This is a genomic window from Pseudomonas sp. RIT-PI-o, from assembly GCF_001297215.1.
Lineage (GTDB): Bacteria > Pseudomonadota > Gammaproteobacteria > Pseudomonadales > Pseudomonadaceae > Aquipseudomonas > Aquipseudomonas moraviensis_A.
Genome location: NZ_LHPA01000024.1, coordinates 32379 through 50513 on the forward strand (window position 1 = coordinate 32379; position 18135 = coordinate 50513).

At 59.8% G+C, this 18135-nt stretch carries 18 protein-coding genes; 10 read left to right on the forward strand and 8 right to left on the reverse strand.

Annotated elements, in window-relative coordinates; translation table 11 throughout:
- Positions 1 to 9 precede the first annotated feature (9 nt).
- The 5 genes from rpsD (at position 10) to bfr (ending at position 4395) form a co-directional block, all read left to right on the forward strand.
- On the forward strand, positions 10 to 630 hold the full coding sequence (rpsD, locus tag AEQ63_RS15290; protein ID WP_003176404.1) for a 30S ribosomal protein S4: 621 nt from the start codon (positions 10 to 12) through the stop codon (positions 628 to 630).
- Positions 631 to 652: 22 nt separating this feature from the next.
- Positions 653 to 1654, forward strand: coding sequence for a DNA-directed RNA polymerase subunit alpha (locus AEQ63_RS15295; protein ID WP_016772946.1), 1002 nt, complete (start codon positions 653 to 655; stop codon positions 1652 to 1654).
- A 42-nt stretch (positions 1655 to 1696) separates the two neighbouring features.
- Positions 1697 to 2083 carry a 50S ribosomal protein L17 gene (gene rplQ / locus AEQ63_RS15300; protein WP_003176402.1) on the forward strand — a complete coding sequence of 129 codons (387 nt, stop codon included), beginning with the start codon at positions 1697 to 1699 and terminating at the stop codon, positions 2081 to 2083.
- Between the two features lie 240 nt (positions 2084 to 2323).
- Entirely contained in the window at positions 2324 to 3778 is a 1455-nt protein-coding gene (locus tag AEQ63_RS15305) for a catalase (protein WP_064363992.1), read from the forward strand.
- 149 nt (positions 3779 to 3927) lie between these two features.
- Positions 3928 to 4395 (forward strand): bacterioferritin, encoded by a 468-nt coding sequence (gene bfr / locus AEQ63_RS15310; protein WP_042610653.1) that lies wholly within the window; start codon positions 3928 to 3930, stop codon positions 4393 to 4395.
- Between the two features lie 65 nt (positions 4396 to 4460).
- Here the strand turns inward: bfr and uvrA are convergent, their stop codons facing one another.
- Entirely contained in the window at positions 4461 to 7295 is a 2835-nt protein-coding gene (uvrA, locus tag AEQ63_RS15315) for an excinuclease ABC subunit UvrA (RefSeq protein WP_042610652.1), read from the reverse strand.
- 191 nt (positions 7296 to 7486) lie between these two features.
- Here uvrA and AEQ63_RS15320 point away from each other — a divergent pair, with 191 nt between their 5' ends.
- Positions 7487 to 8884: an MFS transporter gene (locus tag AEQ63_RS15320; RefSeq protein ID WP_064363993.1), complete on the forward strand. Its 1398-nt coding sequence runs from the start codon at positions 7487 to 7489 to the stop codon at positions 8882 to 8884.
- A gap of 9 nt (positions 8885 to 8893) precedes the next feature.
- The gene (locus AEQ63_RS15325) at positions 8894 to 9415 is read left to right on the forward strand and encodes a single-stranded DNA-binding protein (protein WP_042610650.1); all 522 of its coding nucleotides are present in this window, start codon (positions 8894 to 8896) and stop codon (positions 9413 to 9415) included.
- Between the two features lie 197 nt (positions 9416 to 9612).
- Here AEQ63_RS15325 and AEQ63_RS15330 read toward each other — a convergent pair whose 3' ends face one another.
- The 7 genes from AEQ63_RS15330 to AEQ63_RS15360 all read right to left on the reverse strand — a co-directional run bounded on the left by AEQ63_RS15330 (position 9613) and on the right by AEQ63_RS15360 (position 14875).
- Entirely contained in the window at positions 9613 to 10770 is a 1158-nt protein-coding gene (locus tag AEQ63_RS15330; RefSeq protein ID WP_064363994.1) for a glutathionylspermidine synthase family protein, read from the reverse strand.
- A 1-nt stretch (position 10771) separates the two neighbouring features.
- Positions 10772 to 11470: a DUF1190 domain-containing protein gene (locus AEQ63_RS15335; RefSeq protein WP_064363995.1), complete on the reverse strand. Its 699-nt coding sequence runs from the start codon at positions 11468 to 11470 to the stop codon at positions 10772 to 10774.
- A gap of 18 nt (positions 11471 to 11488) precedes the next feature.
- Complete coding sequence (locus AEQ63_RS15340) at positions 11489 to 11914, reverse strand: DUF350 domain-containing protein (RefSeq protein ID WP_064363996.1); 426 nt, start codon at positions 11912 to 11914, stop codon at positions 11489 to 11491.
- A gap of 15 nt (positions 11915 to 11929) precedes the next feature.
- A complete protein-coding gene (locus AEQ63_RS15345; RefSeq protein ID WP_042610647.1) occupies positions 11930 to 12580 on the reverse strand; it encodes a DUF2491 family protein in 651 nt (216 codons plus the stop codon).
- Positions 12581 to 12792: 212 nt separating this feature from the next.
- Entirely contained in the window at positions 12793 to 13491 is a 699-nt protein-coding gene (locus AEQ63_RS15350; RefSeq protein WP_042610646.1) for a PspA/IM30 family protein, read from the reverse strand.
- 17 nt (positions 13492 to 13508) lie between these two features.
- Entirely contained in the window at positions 13509 to 14090 is a 582-nt protein-coding gene (locus tag AEQ63_RS15355) for a YjfI family protein (protein ID WP_236705268.1), read from the reverse strand.
- 230 nt (positions 14091 to 14320) lie between these two features.
- A complete protein-coding gene (locus AEQ63_RS15360) occupies positions 14321 to 14875 on the reverse strand; it encodes a cysteine hydrolase family protein (RefSeq protein ID WP_042610644.1) in 555 nt (184 codons plus the stop codon).
- A gap of 101 nt (positions 14876 to 14976) precedes the next feature.
- On the opposite strand from AEQ63_RS15360, the gene AEQ63_RS15365 reads away from it, so the two are divergent.
- The 3 genes from AEQ63_RS15365 (at position 14977) to AEQ63_RS15375 (ending at position 18115) form a co-directional block, all read left to right on the forward strand.
- Positions 14977 to 15978 carry a GlxA family transcriptional regulator gene (locus tag AEQ63_RS15365; RefSeq protein WP_064363998.1) on the forward strand — a complete coding sequence of 334 codons (1002 nt, stop codon included), beginning with the start codon at positions 14977 to 14979 and terminating at the stop codon, positions 15976 to 15978.
- Positions 15979 to 16257: 279 nt separating this feature from the next.
- On the forward strand, positions 16258 to 17367 hold the full coding sequence (locus AEQ63_RS15370) for a DUF3182 family protein (RefSeq protein ID WP_064363999.1): 1110 nt from the start codon (positions 16258 to 16260) through the stop codon (positions 17365 to 17367).
- Complete coding sequence (locus tag AEQ63_RS15375; protein WP_042610641.1) at positions 17357 to 18115, forward strand: alpha/beta hydrolase family protein; 759 nt, start codon at positions 17357 to 17359, stop codon at positions 18113 to 18115. Before AEQ63_RS15370 ends, AEQ63_RS15375 begins: the two co-directional genes overlap by 11 nt.
- The last annotated feature ends 20 nt before the right edge of the window (positions 18116 to 18135 follow it).

Genomic DNA, 18135 nt, shown 5'->3' on the forward strand with positions numbered 1-18135 from the left:
TTGTAAAGAATGGCTCGTTACATTGGTCCAAAATGCAAACTCGCTCGTCGCGAAGGCACCGATCTCTTCCTGAAGAGCGGCGTGCGCGCGATCGAATCGAAGTGCAACATTGAAGCAGCACCTGGTATCCACGGCCAACGCCGCGGCCGCCAGTCCGACTACGGCACCCAACTGCGTGAAAAGCAGAAGGTCCGTCGTATCTACGGCGTTCTCGAGCGTCAGTTCAGCGGCTACTACAAAGAAGCTGCTGGCAAGAAAGGTGCAACCGGTGAAAACCTGCTGCAACTTCTCGAATGCCGTCTGGACAACGTTGTATACCGTATGGGCTTTGGTTCGACTCGTGCCGAATCCCGTCAGCTGGTATCGCACAAGTCGATCAGCGTCAACGGTCAGACCGTAAACGTCCCGTCGTATCAGGTTCGTGCTGGTGACGTGGTTGCAGTTCGCGAGAAAGCAAAAAACCAACTTCGCATTGTCCAAGCTCTCGATCTGTGTGCCCAACGTGGCCGCGTAGAATGGGTAGAAGTAGACACTGAGAAGAAGTCGGGCGTTTTCAAGAACGTTCCTGCTCGCAGTGATCTGTCCGCCGACATCAACGAAAGCCTGATTGTCGAGCTCTACTCCAAGTAAGGGCTAGAAAATAGGTGCATCCATGCAGATTTCGGTAAATGAGTTCCTGACACCCCGCCACATTGATGTGCAGGTTGTCAGTCCAACCCGCGCCAAGATCACTCTCGAGCCTCTCGAGCGTGGTTTTGGCCACACCCTGGGCAACGCGCTGCGCCGCATCCTGTTGTCCTCAATGCCCGGCTGCGCAGTAGTCGAGGCCGAGATTGACGGTGTGCTCCACGAGTACAGCGCCATCGAAGGTGTACAGGAAGACGTAATTGAAATCCTGTTGAACCTTAAAGGTCTGGCCATCAAGCTGCACGGTCGTGACGAAGTTACGCTGACCTTGTCGAAGAAGGGTTCGGGGGTGGTTACCGCTGCCGATATTCAGCTGGATCATGATGTCGAGATCGTTAATCCCGATCACGTAATCGCTAACCTGGCGTCTAACGGCGCCCTGAACATGAAGCTCACCGTAGCTCGTGGTCGTGGTTATGAACCAGCCGACTCGCGTCAGAGCGATGAAGACGAAAGCCGCAGCATCGGTCGCTTGCAGCTCGATTCTTCGTTCAGCCCGGTTCGCCGTATCGCTTACGTGGTGGAAAACGCCCGTGTCGAGCAGCGTACCAACCTGGACAAGCTGGTTATTGATCTGGAAACCAACGGTACTCTGGATCCTGAAGAGGCTATCCGTCGCGCTGCAACCATCCTGCAACAGCAGCTGGCTGCGTTCGTCGACCTCAAAGGTGAAAGTGAGCCGCTGGTTGTCGAGCAGGAAGACGAGATCGATCCGATCCTGCTTCGCCCGGTTGACGATCTGGAACTGACTGTACGTTCGGCTAACTGCCTTAAGGCGGAAAACATCTACTACATCGGCGACCTGATTCAGCGTACCGAAGTAGAGCTGTTGAAGACTCCGAACCTGGGCAAGAAATCCTTGACTGAAATCAAGGACGTTCTGGCCTCCCGCGGTCTGTCCCTCGGCATGCGCCTCGACAACTGGCCGCCTGCAAGTCTTAAGAAGGACGACAAGGCGACTGCCTGATCGTCGTAATCACCGAACGTAGTGTTTGGTAAGGAATGAACCATGCGTCATCGTAAAAGTGGTCGTCACCTGAGCCGCACCAGCTCGCACCGCAAGGCCATGTTCCAAAACATGGCGGTGTCGCTGTTCGAGCACGAGCTGATCAAAACTACTCTGCCAAAAGCCAAAGAACTGCGCCGCGTTGCCGAGCCGCTGATCACTCTGGCCAAGACAGACAGCCTGGCTAACCGCCGTCTGGCTTTCGACCGTACTCGTTCGAAAGCTATCGTTGGTAAGCTCTTCAACGACCTGGGCAAGCGTTACGCTACCCGTGAGGGTGGCTACCTGCGCATCCTCAAGTGCGGTTTCCGCGCTGGCGACAACGCGCCTATGGCGTACGTCGAGTTGGTTGATCGTGCTACTGCTGGCGAAGCTGTATCCGCCGAGTAAGACGTCAGTCTGAAACAAAGAACCGGGCCTAGTGCCCGGTTTTTTGTGCCTGTAAGAAATGCGTCGTCCGTACAAGTTTCTGACATGGTCGAACTGCCACTATGTGCCGGGAAAACATAATTAGTAATTATCTATCGATGTCTGCAAGTTAATGAATTTGTAGCGATAACGTCGATGATCAATACTTCCCGCCAAGCCCATTAGCCGGCAGTTCAAAGACTGACAGAGGAAGAAGACCGCATGAGCCAGACCAAAACGCTTACAACCGCGAGTGGCGCGCCAGTCGCTGACAACCAGAATTCCCGCTCCGCCGGCCCACGCGGTCCGCTGCTGCTCGACGATTTCCACCTGCTCGAAAAGCTCGCGCACTTCAACCGTGAAAACATTCCTGAACGCCGCGTGCACGCCAAAGGCTCGGGCGCTTACGGTACGTTCACCGTCACTCGCGACATCACCGAATATACCAGCGCAAAACTGTTCGAATCGGTAGGTAAACAAACGCCAACCTTCCTGCGCTTTTCCACCGTAGGTGGCGAGCGTGGTTCGGCCGACACCGAGCGCGATCCGCGCGGTTTCGCCTTGAAGTTCTATACCGAAGAAGGCAACTGGGACATCGTCGGCAACAATACGCCGGTGTTTTTCATCCGTGATCCACTGAAGTTTCCGGACTTTATCCACACGCAAAAGCGTCTGCCGCAAAGCAACCTGAAAAGTGCGCAGATGATGTGGGATTTCTGGTCGCATTCGCCTGAAGCGCTGCACCAGGTCACCATTCTGTTTTCTGATCGCGGCATTCCGGACGGCTACCGTCACATGCACGGCTTCGGTAGCCATACGTACAGCCTGATCAATGCCAAAGGCGAGCGTCATTGGGTCAAGTGGCATTACAAGACGCAGCAAGGCATCAAGAACCTGGCGCCCGCCGACGCCGCCCGTTTGGCGGGAACCGACCCGGACTACGCGCAGCGTGACCTGTTCGAGGCCATCGAGCGCGGTGATTTCCCGAAATGGCGCGTGTGCATTCAGATCATGACTGAAGCGCAAGCGGCCGCTCATTACGAAAACCCGTTCGACGTCACCAAAACCTGGTCACAGAAAGAGTTTCCGCTGATCGAAGTCGGTGAGCTGGAGTTGAACCGCAACCCGCTGAACTACTTCGCCGAAGTTGAACAGGCTGCATTCGGCCCGAGCAACATGGTGCCAGGCGTGGGTTTGTCCCCGGACCGCATGCTGCAAGGCCGCGTATTTGCCTACGCTGACGCGCACCGCTACCGCGTTGGCACCAACCACCAGCAATTGCCGGTGAATGCTCCACGCAGTCCGGTGAACACTTATCAGCGTGACGGCTCCATGGCGTTCGGCAGCAATGGTGGTGCGGCGCCGAACTATGAACCGAACAGCTACATCGAGTCGCCGAAACAAGCACCACATTACGCAGAGCCAGCACTGGCCTTGAGCGGTGCCGCAGATCGCTATGATCACCGCGAAGATACCGATTACTACAGCCAGGCCGGTGCCTTGTTCCGCTTGATGAGCGAGGAGCAGAAAGCGCTGCTGGTCAGCAACATCGCGGGTGCGATGGCAGGTGTTTCCAGCGACGTCGTCGATCGTCAGTTGCAGCATTTCTACAAAGCCGATCGGGCGTATGGAGAAGCAGTCGCAAACCTGCTCAACGTACAGCTTAACGAAGTCTAAACGAGAAGCAGAACCGCCCTCATTTGGGCGGTTTTTGCGTTATTTGGCCTGCTTTTCTCGGAATATCTTCGCTTTTATTGCGCTAAGCGGGTGACCTTCCGGTCAGGTTGGTTCAAACTACAGACTTTCAGGAAGGGAGATGTAGGGCGATGCAAGGCCACCCAGATGTAATCGATTACCTCAATACGTTGCTGACCGGCGAACTGGCCGCGCGTGACCAATATTTCGTTCATTCGCGGATGTATGAGGACTGGGGGTTCACCAAGCTCTACGAGCGCATCAACCACGAGATGGAAGAAGAAGCAGGCCACGCCGATGCATTGATGCGGCGGATCCTGATGCTCGAAGGCACGCCGCGCATGCGTCCGGATGATCTGGATGTCGGCACTACGGTGCCGGAGATGCTCGAAGCTGATCTGCGCCTCGAATACAAAGTCCGCGCTGCGCTTTGCAAAGGCATCGAGCTTTGCGAGCAGCACCAGGACTACGTCAGCCGCGAGATTCTGCGGGTTCAGCTCAACGACACTGAAGAAGATCACACCTACTGGCTGGAAAAGCAGTTGGGTCTGATCAAGCTGATCGGTCTCGAGAACTACCTGCAATCCCACGCGTCCTGATTGCAACGGCTACAAAAAAGCCCCTGTCACTTCAACGGTGACAGGGGCTTTTTCATGCCTTGCAGTTAAGCCCGATCGCGGATCAGCAACGGCTTGAGGTAATGGCCGGTGTGAGACTGCTTCATCTCGGCGACTTCCTCGGGCGTGCCGGTGGCAATGATCTGACCCCCTTTGGAACCGCCCTCAGGACCGAGGTCCACCAGCCAGTCAGCGGTCTTGATCACATCGAGGTTGTGCTCGATGACCACCACGGTGTTGCCGTGATCGCGCAGTCGATGCAGAACGTCGAGCAACTGCTGGATATCCGCAAAGTGCAGACCGGTGGTCGGCTCATCAAGGATGTACAGGGTCTTGCCGGTATCGCGCTTGGACAGCTCGCGCGACAACTTGACCCGCTGTGCTTCACCTCCGGACAGGGTCGTCGCCGACTGCCCGAGTTTGATGTACGACAGGCCGACATCCATCAGCGTCTGCAGCTTGCGCGCCAGTGCCGGCACCGCGTCGAAGAACTCCCGAGCTTCCTCGATGGTCATTTCGAGGGTCTCGTGGATGCTCTTGCCCTTGTATTTGATCTCAAGGGTTTCGCGGTTGTAGCGCTTGCTCTTGCACACATCGCAGGGCACGTAGATGTCCGGCAGGAAGTGCATCTCCACCTTGATCAGGCCATCGCCCTGACACGCCTCGCAACGCCCGCCCTTGACGTTGAACGAGAAACGCCCAGGGCCATAACCACGAGAGCGTGACTCGGGCACGCCGGCAAACAGTTCGCGGATCGGCGTGAACAGCCCGGTATACGTCGCCGGGTTGGAACGCGGTGTACGACCGATCGGGCTCTGGTCGATATCGACGACTTTGTCGAGATGCTCCAGACCTTTGATGCTGTCGTGTGCCGCCGCTTCAAGCGTGGTCGCGCCATTGAGTGCCGTGGCGCTCAGCGGGAACAGCGTGTTGTTGATCAGCGTCGATTTGCCCGAGCCGGATACGCCGGTCACGCAGGTCAGCAGGCCGATCGGGATATCCAGATCGACATTGCGCAAGTTGTTGCCGCGCGCACCTTTGAGCGACAGGTTGAGCTTCTTGTTGCGCGGCGTGCGTTTGGCCGGCACTTCGATCTTCACCCGGCCGGACAGGTATTTGCCGGTCAGCGAATCCGGGTGCGCCATGACTTCGTCCGGCGTGCCTTCGGCAACAATCTGCCCGCCGTGCACACCTGCGCCAGGGCCGATATCGACGACATAGTCAGCCAGGCGAATCGCGTCTTCGTCGTGCTCGACCACAATCACCGTGTTGCCGATATCGCGCAAATGCTTGAGCGTGCCGAGCAGCCGGTCGTTATCGCGCTGATGCAGGCCGATGGACGGCTCATCGAGGATGTATAGAACGCCAACAAGTCCGGCGCCAATCTGGCTGGCGAGACGGATCCGCTGCGCCTCGCCACCGGAGAGTGTGTCGGCGCTGCGATCCAGGGACAGATAATCGAGGCCGACGTTGACCAGGAACTGCAGACGCTCGCGGATTTCCTTGAGGATCTTGTCGGCGATCTCTCCGCGCCGCCCGGTCATCTTCAGTGCAGCGAAATATTCGCAGGCATCGCCGATCGGCAGATTGGTCACTGCCGGCAAGGTTTTCTCACCGACCCACACGTGCCGCGCTTCACGGCGCAGACGCGTGCCGCGGCAATCCGGGCAGGCCTGATGGCTGAGGAACTTGGCCAGCTCCTCGCGCACGCTCGCCGATTCGGTTTCGCGGTAACGGCGCTCCAGATTGGGCACGATGCCTTCGAACGGGTGCGAGCGTTTGACGATGTCGCCACGGTCGTTCAGGTACTTGAAGTCGACGTTCTGCGAGCCGCTGCCGTGCAGGATGAACTTCTGCTGCTCGGCGCTCAGGTCGTTGAAAGGCTTGTCCAGGCTGAACTTGTAATGCGAGGCGAGTGAGCCAAGCATCTGGAAGTAATAGACGTTGCGCCGGTCCCAGCCGCGTATCGCGCCCTCGGCCAGGGTCAGCTCGCCGTTGACCAGACGCTTGATGTCGAAGAACTGCTTCACGCCCAGGCCATCGCAGGTCGGGCAGGCGCCGGCCGGGTTGTTGAAGGAAAACAGCTTGGGTTCCAGCTCGCTGATCGCGTGGCCGCAGATCGGGCAGGCGAAGCGTGCGGAGAAGATCATTTCTTCGCCCGGCTCGTCGTCCATCGGCGCCACAAGGGCAATGCCATCAGCCAGTTTCAGCGCGGTCTCGAAGGACTCGGCCAGACGTTGCTGCAGATCGGCGCGAACCTTGAAGCGATCAACGATCACGTCAATCGAGTGCTTCTTCTGTTTATCCAGCTTCGGCAGCTCGTCGAGTTCGCAAATGCGCCCGTTGACCCGGGCGCGGACGAAACCTTGCGCACGCAATTCTTCGAAGACCGACAGGTGTTCGCCCTTGCGCTCGCGGATCACCGGTGCCAGCAGCATGAGTTTGCTGCCTTCCGGCTGCGCCAGCACCAGATCGACCATCTGGCTGACGGTCTGCGCTTCCAGCGGAATGTCGTGATCCGGGCAACGCGGCGTACCCACGCGGGCATAGAGCAGACGCAGGTAGTCGTAGATTTCGGTGATGGTGCCGACCGTGGAGCGCGGGTTGTGCGAGGTCGACTTCTGTTCGATGGAGATCGCCGGCGACAGGCCTTCGATGGTGTCGACGTCGGGTTTTTCCATCATCGACAGGAACTGCCTGGCGTAAGCCGACAGCGATTCGACATAACGGCGCTGACCTTCGGCATACAGCGTGTCGAACGCCAGGGATGACTTGCCGGATCCGGACAGGCCGGTGATGACGATCAGTTTGTCCCGTGGCAGGGTCAGGTCGATGTTCTTCAGGTTGTGGGTACGGGCCCCACGTATCAGGATCTTGTCCAAAGTGGCCTCGCTCGGCGGGCGTCGAAAACGTAGGAGTATACGGGCAAATACTGGATGGATGCACACTATCCAACGAAGGGCGTTCTGCCGTTCATGAAGAGAGTTTCATCTATACGCGTCATAGCGTCGCGATATACCCCGTCTTCCGATGGGACTGGTAGAATCGCCGCCGGTTCACACGAGGTTTTTCCATGCACGATCCCCACAGCGAACGCATGAGTGGCAGCGAGACCCGCGCGGCGAGCGGTCTGGCCCTGGTGTTCGCCTTCCGTATGCTTGGCATGTTCATGGTGTTGCCGGTGCTGGCGACCTATGGCATGGATCTGGCGGGAGCGACCCCGGCCCTGATCGGGCTGGCGATTGGCGCTTACGGTCTGACCCAGGCGATTTTCCAGATCCCGTTCGGGATCATTTCGGATCGCATCGGTCGTCGACCGGTGATCTACCTCGGTCTGATTGTCTTCGCTCTCGGCAGTGTTCTCGCGTCCCAGGCCGATTCGATCTGGGGCGTGATCGCCGGGCGGATCCTGCAGGGCGCCGGGGCGATTTCCGCGGCGGTCATGGCGCTGCTTTCCGACCTGACCCGCGAACAGCATCGCACCAAAGCCATGGCCATGATCGGCATGACCATCGGCCTGTCGTTCGCCGTGGCCATGGTCGTGGGGCCGTTGCTCACCAGCGCTTTCGGGTTGTCGGGACTGTTCCTTGCCACTGGCGCGATGGCGCTGGTCGGCATCCTGATCATCATGTTCATGGTGCCGCAGTCCACCGGTCCACTGCAGCATCGTGAATCCGGCGTGGCGCGACAGGCACTGATGCCGACGCTCAAGCACCCGGACCTGCTGCGCCTCGATCTGGGCATCTTTGTGTTACATGCCATGTTGATGTCGAGCTTCGTTGCTCTGCCGCTGGCGCTGGTGGAAAAAGCCGGTTTGCCCAAGGAGCAGCACTGGTGGGTCTACCTCACCGCATTGATGATTTCGTTCTTCGCCATGATCCCGTTCATCATCTACGGCGAGAAGCGACGCAAAATGAAACGAGTTTTGCTCGGCGCCGTCATGACACTGATGCTGACTGAACTATTCTTCTGGCAGTTCGGCGATAGCCTGCGCGCCCTGGTGATCGGCACGGTGGTGTTCTTCACCGCGTTCAACCTGCTCGAGGCATCGTTGCCGTCGCTGATCAGCAAGGTTTCACCGGCAGGCGGCAAGGGCACGGCCATGGGCGTGTACTCCACCAGCCAGTTCCTCGGTTCGGCACTCGGCGGGATACTCGGCGGCTGGTTGTTCCAGCATGGCGGTCTGTCGGTTGTGTTCCTCGGATGCGCCGCGCTGGCTGCACTTTGGCTGGCCTTTGCTGTTACCATGCGCGAACCTCCCTACGTGACGAGCCTGCGCTTGCCGTTGTCGCCCGAAGCGATCCGCGAAGCGGGTCTGGTCGAGCGCCTCAAGGCCCTGGTAGGGGTAACAGATGCAGTGATAGTCGCCGAAGAGGCGGCTGTTTACATCAAACTGGACAAAGAATTAGTGGATCGCACCACCCTCGAACGCCTGGTCAACAACCCGGCCGGGGCTGCGTGCGACGCTTAGGAGAACGTTATGGCCCGTGGGGTTAACAAAGTCATATTGGTCGGCACTTGCGGCCAGGATCCCGAAGTTCGCTACCTGCCTAACGGTAACGCCGTGACCAACCTGAGTCTGGCCACCAGCGAACAATGGACCGACAAGCAGACCGGTCAGAAGGTCGAAAAGACCGAATGGCACCGTGTGTCGATGTTCGGCAAGGTTGCCGAGATCGCTGGCGAATACCTGCGCAAGGGTTCGCAGGTCTACATCGAAGGCAAGCTGCAGACCCGCGAGTGGGAAAAGGACGGCATCAAGCGTTACACCACTGAAATCGTGGTCGACATGCAAGGCACCATGCAATTGCTCGGCGGCCGTCCACAGCAGGGCGACCAGCAAGGCGGCGGCAACAATTACCAACAGCAGGCGCCACGTCAGCAGGCCCCACGCCCGCAGCAGTCGGCTCCGCAGCAGCGTTCGGCTCCACCAGCGCCGCAGCAGGCCGCACCGCAACCGGCTCCGGATTTCGACAGCTTCGATGACGATATTCCGTTCTGATTTGCCGCTGTAAACGCTTCCATTGAAAAGGCCCGTCGCTTAAACGACGGGCCTTTTTTGTGAGGCAATTTCAGCGCGACCCCAATCACCTGTAGGAGCTGACGAGTGCAACGAGGCTGCGATCTTTTGACGTTGCTTCTGAAGATCAAAAGATCGCAGCCTCGTTGCACTCGTCAGCTCCTACATGGGGAATCGTTTCAGTCGAGGATCAGGTGCGGCAGGAAGCGGCTGGAGTCCTTGGTGATCAGACTGTTGTCCTCGCGCACACCAATTCCCGCCGCCTCATCACCAATCACCCACGAACCGATCAGCGTGTAGCTGTCGCCAAACTTCGGCAGCGGCGCGAACTCCTGCAGGATGAACGGCGCATCGGTGTACGGCCCATCCTCTTTGACGATCAGACCCTGGGCCGTTTGCAGCTCGATGTTGGCGCCTTCACGGGAAAAGTACGGCTTGCGCACCCAGCCTTTCGGCACGGCGCTCTGCGGATTCGGATCGAGGTGCGCGGCGAGCAGATTCGGATGACCCTTGTGCAGTTCCCACAGCAACGGCAGCACACCTTTGTTCGACAGAATCGCCTTCCACGCCGGTTCGAAAAACTGCGTGTCGCACTCGGCGATCGCTGTGCCGAACGGTTCATGGAAGATGAATTCCCAGGCGTGCAGCTTGAACAGGTGCGGGATCCAGCGATCCTGCAGATCGACGAACCGGCCTTCAGCCGTCAGGCCGATGTCTTCGATATCGATGTGGCGTGATTCGATGCCGACCTTTTCCGCGATCAACCGCAGGTAGTCAGTGGTGCCTTTGTCCTCGACCGAATCCTTCATCGAAGCGAAGTAGAACGGCCGCTTCAACTGCAGTTCGGCGAAAGCCTGGTGCAGCCTGGTGTCGATGCTGTTGAACTGGTCGGCATGCGGTGGCAGCGTGCCGCGCTCGATGCACTGCTCCAGCCAGCCCCACTGAAATGCCGCCGCTTCGTAAAGGCTGGTCGGCGTGTCGTAGTTGAGCTCCAGCAGTTTCGCCGGGCCGCTGCCGCTGTAGGAAAAGTCCATGCGACCGTACAGATGCGGATGACCTTCGCGCCAGGAGGTGCGGATCATGTCGTAGTACGCCGCCGGAATGCTCAAGCGATCGAGCAACGCCTCGCTGTTTACCACGCGCTCAACCAGATCCATGCACATCTCATGCAGTTCGGTGGTCGGGTCTTCAAGATCGTTCTCGATCTGCGCGAGGCTGAACTGGTAGTAGGCGCTTTCGTCCCAGTACGGTTCGTCGTCGATGGTGTGGAACAGGAAACCGAGGCTTTCGGCGGTGTGCTTCCAGTCGGGGCGCTGGGCGCAGTGGATCTTTTTCATGTCAGCTGCTCGAGCGTCCGGAACTGCTGCCCCAGCCACCCCAGCCGCTGCGGGCGCTGGACTGGCTACCGAAGCCGCCGCGCGAGGTCGACGCAGCAACGTTTACCGGTTTGCTCTTGCTGCTTTCGTAATCCGGCTGGCTGCGCGTGGTCGTTTCAGCTTTGCGGTACTGCGTTGAGGTGTTGTACGGCTGGCGCGTTTCACGGTCACGGTAAACGCTGCGATCGGCATTGTTGCTCATTGCGTTGCCGATCAGCCAACCGCTCAGCCAGCCATTGCCGCCGCCACCTGAACCGCCGGAAGAGTGCGAGCCGCCGTGACTTGCGCTGCTGCTGGTGGTGTCGCCCGCCGGCATTTGCGCATCGGCAATGGCATCCAGATTTTGCGGCTCTTCACCCTTCTGCGGCACCTTGAAACCGCCGAGTCTGGGGACGAAGCGGCCATCGGAGTTTTTCTGACACCAGCCAGCGGCAAAGTCTGCGTCGCATTGGGTCTTGTCGTCGTAGGCCGGGGCGATGCGTCGGTGTTCGCCAAGGGCGGCGACGTAGGCGCTGGAGCAGACGTCGGCGGCCACTTCGGCGTCAACGCACTGTTCAACGCTCTGAAAACTGCGCGGCTGATCCACTGCTGCCGCTTCACCGGAAATGGCCATTGCCACTGACGCGGCGAGGGACAACTGCACGTATTTGCTGCGTTTCATCGAGAGGCTTCCTGCCGGTCAGTGGGACGGGGTCATGCACGCGGCATTGAGCATGCCGACGCTGATCGCCACGGCAGCCACATAAATGCCGGCCGCCACTTCGCCGTTGGCGATGCGCTGGGACGTGCCCTTGAGCACCAGCCCGGTAGCCACGAACGCCAACAATTGCACAACGGCAGCGATAACCGCCCAGAGCACGAAGTCGAGCACGTTGACCGAGTAGGCAATCACGTTGCTCGCGGGAATGGCGAAGCCGATGATTGCGCCGGACAGGGCAACGGCGGCGGCAGTATTGCCGGCGCGGATCAGCTCGAATTCCTTGTGCGCGGTGATGCGCGTGTAGACGAATTGAAACAGCATGAACAGCAACACGGCGCCGATCAGGTAGACGACAAAACCGACCAGCGCGGTTTTGTTCAGGGAAACGGCCAACACTTCCAGCATGAAAAACTTCCTTTTTTAGATGGCGCTCAAATCAGTCGTGTACAGCGAGATGCCCAGCGAGGTGCTCAGGCTGACGGTGCCTTCTTCATCCTGTTCGACGGAGAACAACAGCAGTTCGCGGCGATCGGTCAGGCCGGTGTCGCGGGCATACAGCATCGCGTGGTGCTTGATGGTGTAGGACTCGTCCGGGTTGACCACGTGTTCGGTCATTGGCACCAGTTCGGTCTGCTGCAGCTCGGTGCCCCATTCGCGCGTGTATTCGACACCGTCACGGGTGTAGGTCGGCAGGCCGATCAGACTGTTGGGGCCGGCCAGACGCTGCAGTTCGGCGTCGCTGTTGACCGTCACATAGCTGAGGTAGTTGAAAAGGGTGACCGACTCGATCTGGTCTTCACCGGTGACGTGGATCTGTACCCAGAAATCCTCGTCGTTCATGTAATAGCGGTGCAATTTGTTGGACTGGCCGAGATCGACCCAGCCGGCGCTCCACACCGCTTGATCGAACGGCACCCGCACCGACGTCGAGCCTTCCAGCAGCAGCGCCAGGGTCGTGTCAAAGCGCACGCCTTTGCCTTGCGCCATGCCGAGAGGGCCGCTGGCGCCGGTGGTGGTTGGCGCAGCGGTCTGCCAGGTGCTGGTGCCGAGCAAGTCTTTAAACCATCCCATGGGTACGTTCCTTGAAGCGGGTGGAGGTGTTCGGGGTTGAAAAAGTGGCGGTAGTGTACCGGGCGCAGGGGTGTACGAGCAGGGGCAATAGCTCAGCGCAAACAATGTAGGAGTGAGCCTGCTCGCGATGGCGGCGGGTTAGTCAACACTGAAGTTGAATGTTTTGGCCCCATCGCGAGCAGGCTCACTCCTACAAAGGGTTGCGCAACAGCTTACTGCGCGGACTTCTGCTTCAGCCGCTCAAGAATCGCGTTGGCGCTGCCTTCGTTCGGCGTGATGCCGGCGTCGCGCAGCTTGCGTTCCAGGTCGTTGCCGCTGGAGGCGTCGGCCAGTTCGTCCGCTGCGCTCAGTTCGGCAGCGCGTTGCTGCTGCTTGGCTTGCAGGCGATTCAGGGTGCCGACGGCGGTCTCGAGTTTGCCGTTGGCGCCGCCGCTGGCAATGGATGCGCTGACCTGGGCCTTTTGCACGCTGTCGCGCGCCTTGGCCATGTCGACTTGCTGGCGCAGGCTCTTGATCCGCGATTCGGCTTTGCTGATGTCTTTGCGCATGTTGTCGGCGTAGGCGCCGAATTCATCGCTGAGCTTCTTCTCGGCAGCGAGGTCGTTGGTCAGGGTCGAAATCGCTTCGGCCACTTCCAGTGCCAGGTCTTCGCGGCCGGCATTCAGTGCGGCAACGGCCTTGGCTTCAAGATCCTTGATCTTGGCGTCGTACTCGCTGACGCGGTCGGCGGCCAGTTTGTGTTTGGCCATGATCGTCACCAGTTCGCGGCGGGCGTTCGACAGCGCGCTGTCGGCGTCGCGGATTTCCTGATCGAGGATGCGCAGCGCCTGCTGATCGGCGATGGCTTCGCCGACTTCGTTGGCGCCGCCGCGCAGCGCGGTGAACAACTTGCTCCAGATGGACTGAGTCATTGGATATTCCCTGTTGATTACTTGAAGAAGTGTTCGAAGGCTTCGCTGGCGCGCTGCACGTTGTCGACCAGGGTTTTCACCTCGGTGACCACGTTGGTCAGGCTCGAATCAGCGCTGAGGGCGCCGAACATGTTGTAGACGGTCTGCCCGTTGGGCATCGACTCGATACCGATCGACGACAGCGGGAACATCTCGCGGCTGCGCAGCACGGCATCGTTGAACGCCTGGACGTTGCTGATCGAGTCGATGTCCACCAGCACGGTGTCGACGATGATCTGCTGGCCGGCCAGGGCGATGTGAATCGGCAGGCCGCCGAATTCGTTCATTTCCAGCTTGATGCTCGGCTCGGAGCTCTGGATCAGCGACAGCGTGATCTCTTGCGAAGCCACCTCGTCCAGCGCCTTGAGGGCATTGAAGAGGCTATCGATGGTCCAGTTGTTGCCTGCGCTCATGTATTTCTCCGACATGAAAGAGCCAGCCAGGATCGGTTGGCGTAGCTGTTGCTCCATTTGCTTGAGCAAGCCTCGGTTTTCCGGAAGCACCCAAGTCTCGTGTTTCACATAACCGGCGGCGGCCAGGCCTGCGCGCATCTGCTTCATGTAGAAGCTCGAGGGTTTTTTCGCTGACGTCCTGGCACGCTCGCCCCTGGGGCTGGCTGCGGCAGGCGTCGGAGTGCGGCTTGTCATGGCTGGAATCCGGTTATGAGCATCTCACGCGTGGGCCACACTACAACCAATGCAAAGTGCCATCAATGACTCACGCGTGAGATTTTCATGACAGACGCAAAAAGGCCCGCATCGCGGCGGGCCTCTGGGTTGTGCAGTTGTTGCTAGGCGTTGCTGTGCAGGAATTGGTCAGTCGAAACCACGGTGGCGTAGGCGAAACTCAGCGCCGACATGAAGGCTGCGTGCACTTGGGCGGCCGGCACCGTCAGGCCATTGAATTCGAGATCACGGCTGGCGCAGGCATCGTGTATCACCGTAACGCCGTAACCCATGTCCGCCGCCGCGCGGGTGATGCCATCGATGCACATATGGCTCATGCTGCCGATCACCACCAGGTCGGTGATGCCTTGTTCGTCGAGCACCGATTTCAGTTCGGTTTCGCGGAACGAGTTGACGAAGTGCTTGAGTACCACCGGCTCGTTGGCGCGGTTGCGCACCTTCGGATGCAGTTCGGCGCCCTCGGAGCCGGGAGTGAAAAACGGTGCATCGTCGGAGGTGAATTCGTGACGAATGTGCACCACGGAATCGCCCGCTTCGCGAAAGGCTGCGATCAGCCGCGCGGCGTTGTCGGCAGCGGCGTCGGCGCCGACCAGCGGCCACTTGCCTTGGGGGAAGTAGTCGTTCTGGATATCGACTACGATGAGCGCTTGCTTGGCCATGGGATTGTCCTCGAGAAGGTGATTGGGTGTGGCCTCAGTATTGACGCTGGCCGAGGATTCGAGGATTGGCCGCACCGACAATAGACGGGGGAAAACTGACAATGGCTGCACAAAAAGCCGTCACCGCTGAGCTGGGCGTGCTGATTTACCCCGGCGCGCAACTGGCGGCGGTGCACGGTCTGACCGATCTGTTCGCGGTGGCCAACCGTATCGCGGCCGAGCATCAGGCCGCGCGGTTGCCCGTGCTGCGGGTCAGTCATTGGCAGGTTGCGGGCGATCAGTCGCCGGCGCGGGTCTATGACAGTCATCCGGGTACCAAGGACGTTTTGCTCGCCGTGCTGATTCCGCCGTCCCTCGGCGGGTTCGATGCAGCGCAGATGACCGCGAGCCTGACGCAATGGCTGCGCGATCAGCATGCAGGCGGCGCAACCCTCGGTGGCGTCTGCGTAGGCTCGTTGATGCTGGCCGAAAGCGGCTTGCTCGACGGGCGCAGCGCCACCACCCACTGGACCTCGGCCCAGGCGTTCGCCGAGCGTTATCCGCACATCAAACTGAAGGCCGACACGCCGATTGTCGACGACGGCGACCTGATCACCACGGCCGGGCTGATGGCCTGGTCGGAACTGGGATTGCGCCTGGTCGATCGCTTGCTCGGCCCGAGCATCGCCACCGCAACCGCGCGTTTTCTGGTGATGGAACACAGCGACAGCGCCAGTGAATGCGGAAGCAATTTCGCACCGATCCTCAGTCATGGCGACGCGGCCATTCTCAAGGTCCAGCACTGGCTGCAAAGCACCGGGGCGACGGAGGTTTCGCTGGCGGCGATGGCCGAGCGCGCGGGACTGGAAGAGCGCACGTTTCTACGCCGATTCCGCGCCGCGACAGGCTTGAAACCGACCGAGTATTGCCAGCACCTGCGGGTGGGCAAGGCGCGGGAAATGCTCGAATTCACCAATGGCACGATTGATCACATAGCCTGGACGGTGGGCTATCAGGATCCAGGCGCGTTTCGTGCGATCTTCAAGAAGATTACCGGGCTTGGGCCGAGTGAGTACCGGGGGCGGTTTGGTGTGAATCCCGCTCCCAGAACGACGATGAACTAATGTGGGAGCGAGCCTGCTCGCGAAGGCGCTGGATCTACAGAATTGTAGTCGGCTGACACTACGCTTTCGCGAGCAGGCTCGCTCCCACAATGATCGCGGCGAGGGTGAGAGATCGTGCAATTTGCCGGAGTTTTGCGCGCTGTCGTGCAGTTTGAAACAGGCGTGATGCCAGCACAGTCACGGCAAGCTCCCGATTATCGGGCGGTTCGTGGGGATCGCTGATTGGCCTGATCTCTGCAATTTCCTTTGAGAACCCATCGACTGATGCAAGGGGAACGCATGACCCCGACACCCAGCAAGAAAATCGTCGTGGCCCATTCGGTGCGTGCCGAGGCGCCGCAACATGAAGTCGAGACCAACAAGGCCCTGGCGCGCTGGCTGGCGCAGATTCTCGGCTGCAAATTCGGCGGCAGTTACGATCCGGCGAAACATTCAGGCCGCGAACTGTACCTGCTGCCGACGCAACCCATCGTCGGCGCCGCCCATGCTCAAGCGCTGGGCATCAAAGGCCCTGATGACTTGTGGGGCGGCTACGTCGAATACGATTTCATCTGCACCAAAGCCATCAGCCACGGCCTGCGCAGCCATCTGGCGCAGGCGCCGCAGGGCTGGTCGCCGCTGTTCTCGGAGCGGGTGCGCAACGTAGTGCTCGACGGTCTCAGCGTATTCGCCCTGGAAGATGCGCGGCCCGCCGCCGAGCATCTGCTGTACGCCGGGCCGATTCGCTTGAAGCCGATTCACGCGTGCGCCGGTCGCGGCCAGGAAGTGATCAAGAGCCTCGACGCGTTCGATGAAATCCTCGCGCGCCCCGAAGCACAAAGCTTGTTCAGTGACGGCGTAGTGCTGGAGCAGGACTTGCGCAACGTGGTCACCCATAGCGTCGGCCAGTCGTTTATCGGCGGCAAGGTCTTGAGTTATTGCGGCGATCAATACTTGACCGAGGACGGTCACGGCGAAGAGGTCTACGGCGGTTCGAACCTGCTGGTGGTGCAGGGCGGCTATGACGCGTTGCTCGCGCTGGATCTGCCCGATGATGTGCGCCTGGCCATCGAACAGGCGCAGGTATTCGACAGCGCCGCTGACGAAGCCTACCCACGCTTCTTCGCCTCGCGGCGCAATTACGATATCGCCCAGGGCCTGGACGCCGACGGCAACCAGCGCAGCGGCGTGCTCGAACAATCCTGGCGCATGGGCGGCGCCAGCAGTGCTGAGGTGGCCGCGCTGCAAAGCTTCGTCAACGATCCACAGATGCGCGCCATCCGCGTGTCGTCGGTTGAAACCTATATCGATCAGGCGCTGCCGGCGGACGCCATCGAGGTCTATCGCGGCCCGGCGGAAAACAGCGCGTTTCTTCTCAAATATGTGACGGTCCAATCCTATGACGGCTAGAAGCGAAAGCATTCAAATCGACATCGATGACGAACAGATGAGCGGGACTTTTCTCAGTCCCAAATCGAAAGTCCCGGGGGTGTTGTTCGTCCATGGTTGGGGCGGCAGTCAGGAGCGCGATCTGGAACGGGCCAAAGGCATTGCGGGCCTGGGTTGCGTATGCCTGACCTTCGACCTGCGCGGGCATACCGGCGGCACCGGCATTCCGCTGACCCGCGTGACCCGTGAGGATAATCTGCGTGACTTGCTGGCAGCCTATGATCGCCTGCTGGCGCACCCGGCCCTCGACACCTCGGCGATCGCCGTGGTCGGCACCAGTTATGGCGGTTATCTGGCTTCGATCCTGACCTCATTGCGCCCGGTGCGCTGGCTGGCGCTGCGCGTGCCGGCGCTGTACCGCGATGAACAGTGGCACACGCCCAAGCGCGATCTGGACAAGGCCGATCTGCGCGATTATCGCAATACGCTGGTGCGTGCCGACAGCAATCGCGCCTTGCACGCCTGTTCGCAATTCACCGGTGACGTGCTGCTGGTGGAGTCGGAAACCGACGACTTCGTACCTCACGCGACGATCATGAGTTACCGCGCAGCGTGTCAGCAGACTCACTCGTTGACTCACCGGATCATCGATGGCGCCGATCACGCATTGAGTGATCCGGTGTCGCAGCAGGCCTACACGTCGATCCTGGTGGACTGGATTACCGAGATGGTGGTGGGGGAGCGGTTGAGCATTATCCAATCCAGATGATTTTCGGTGGTCTTGCGGAC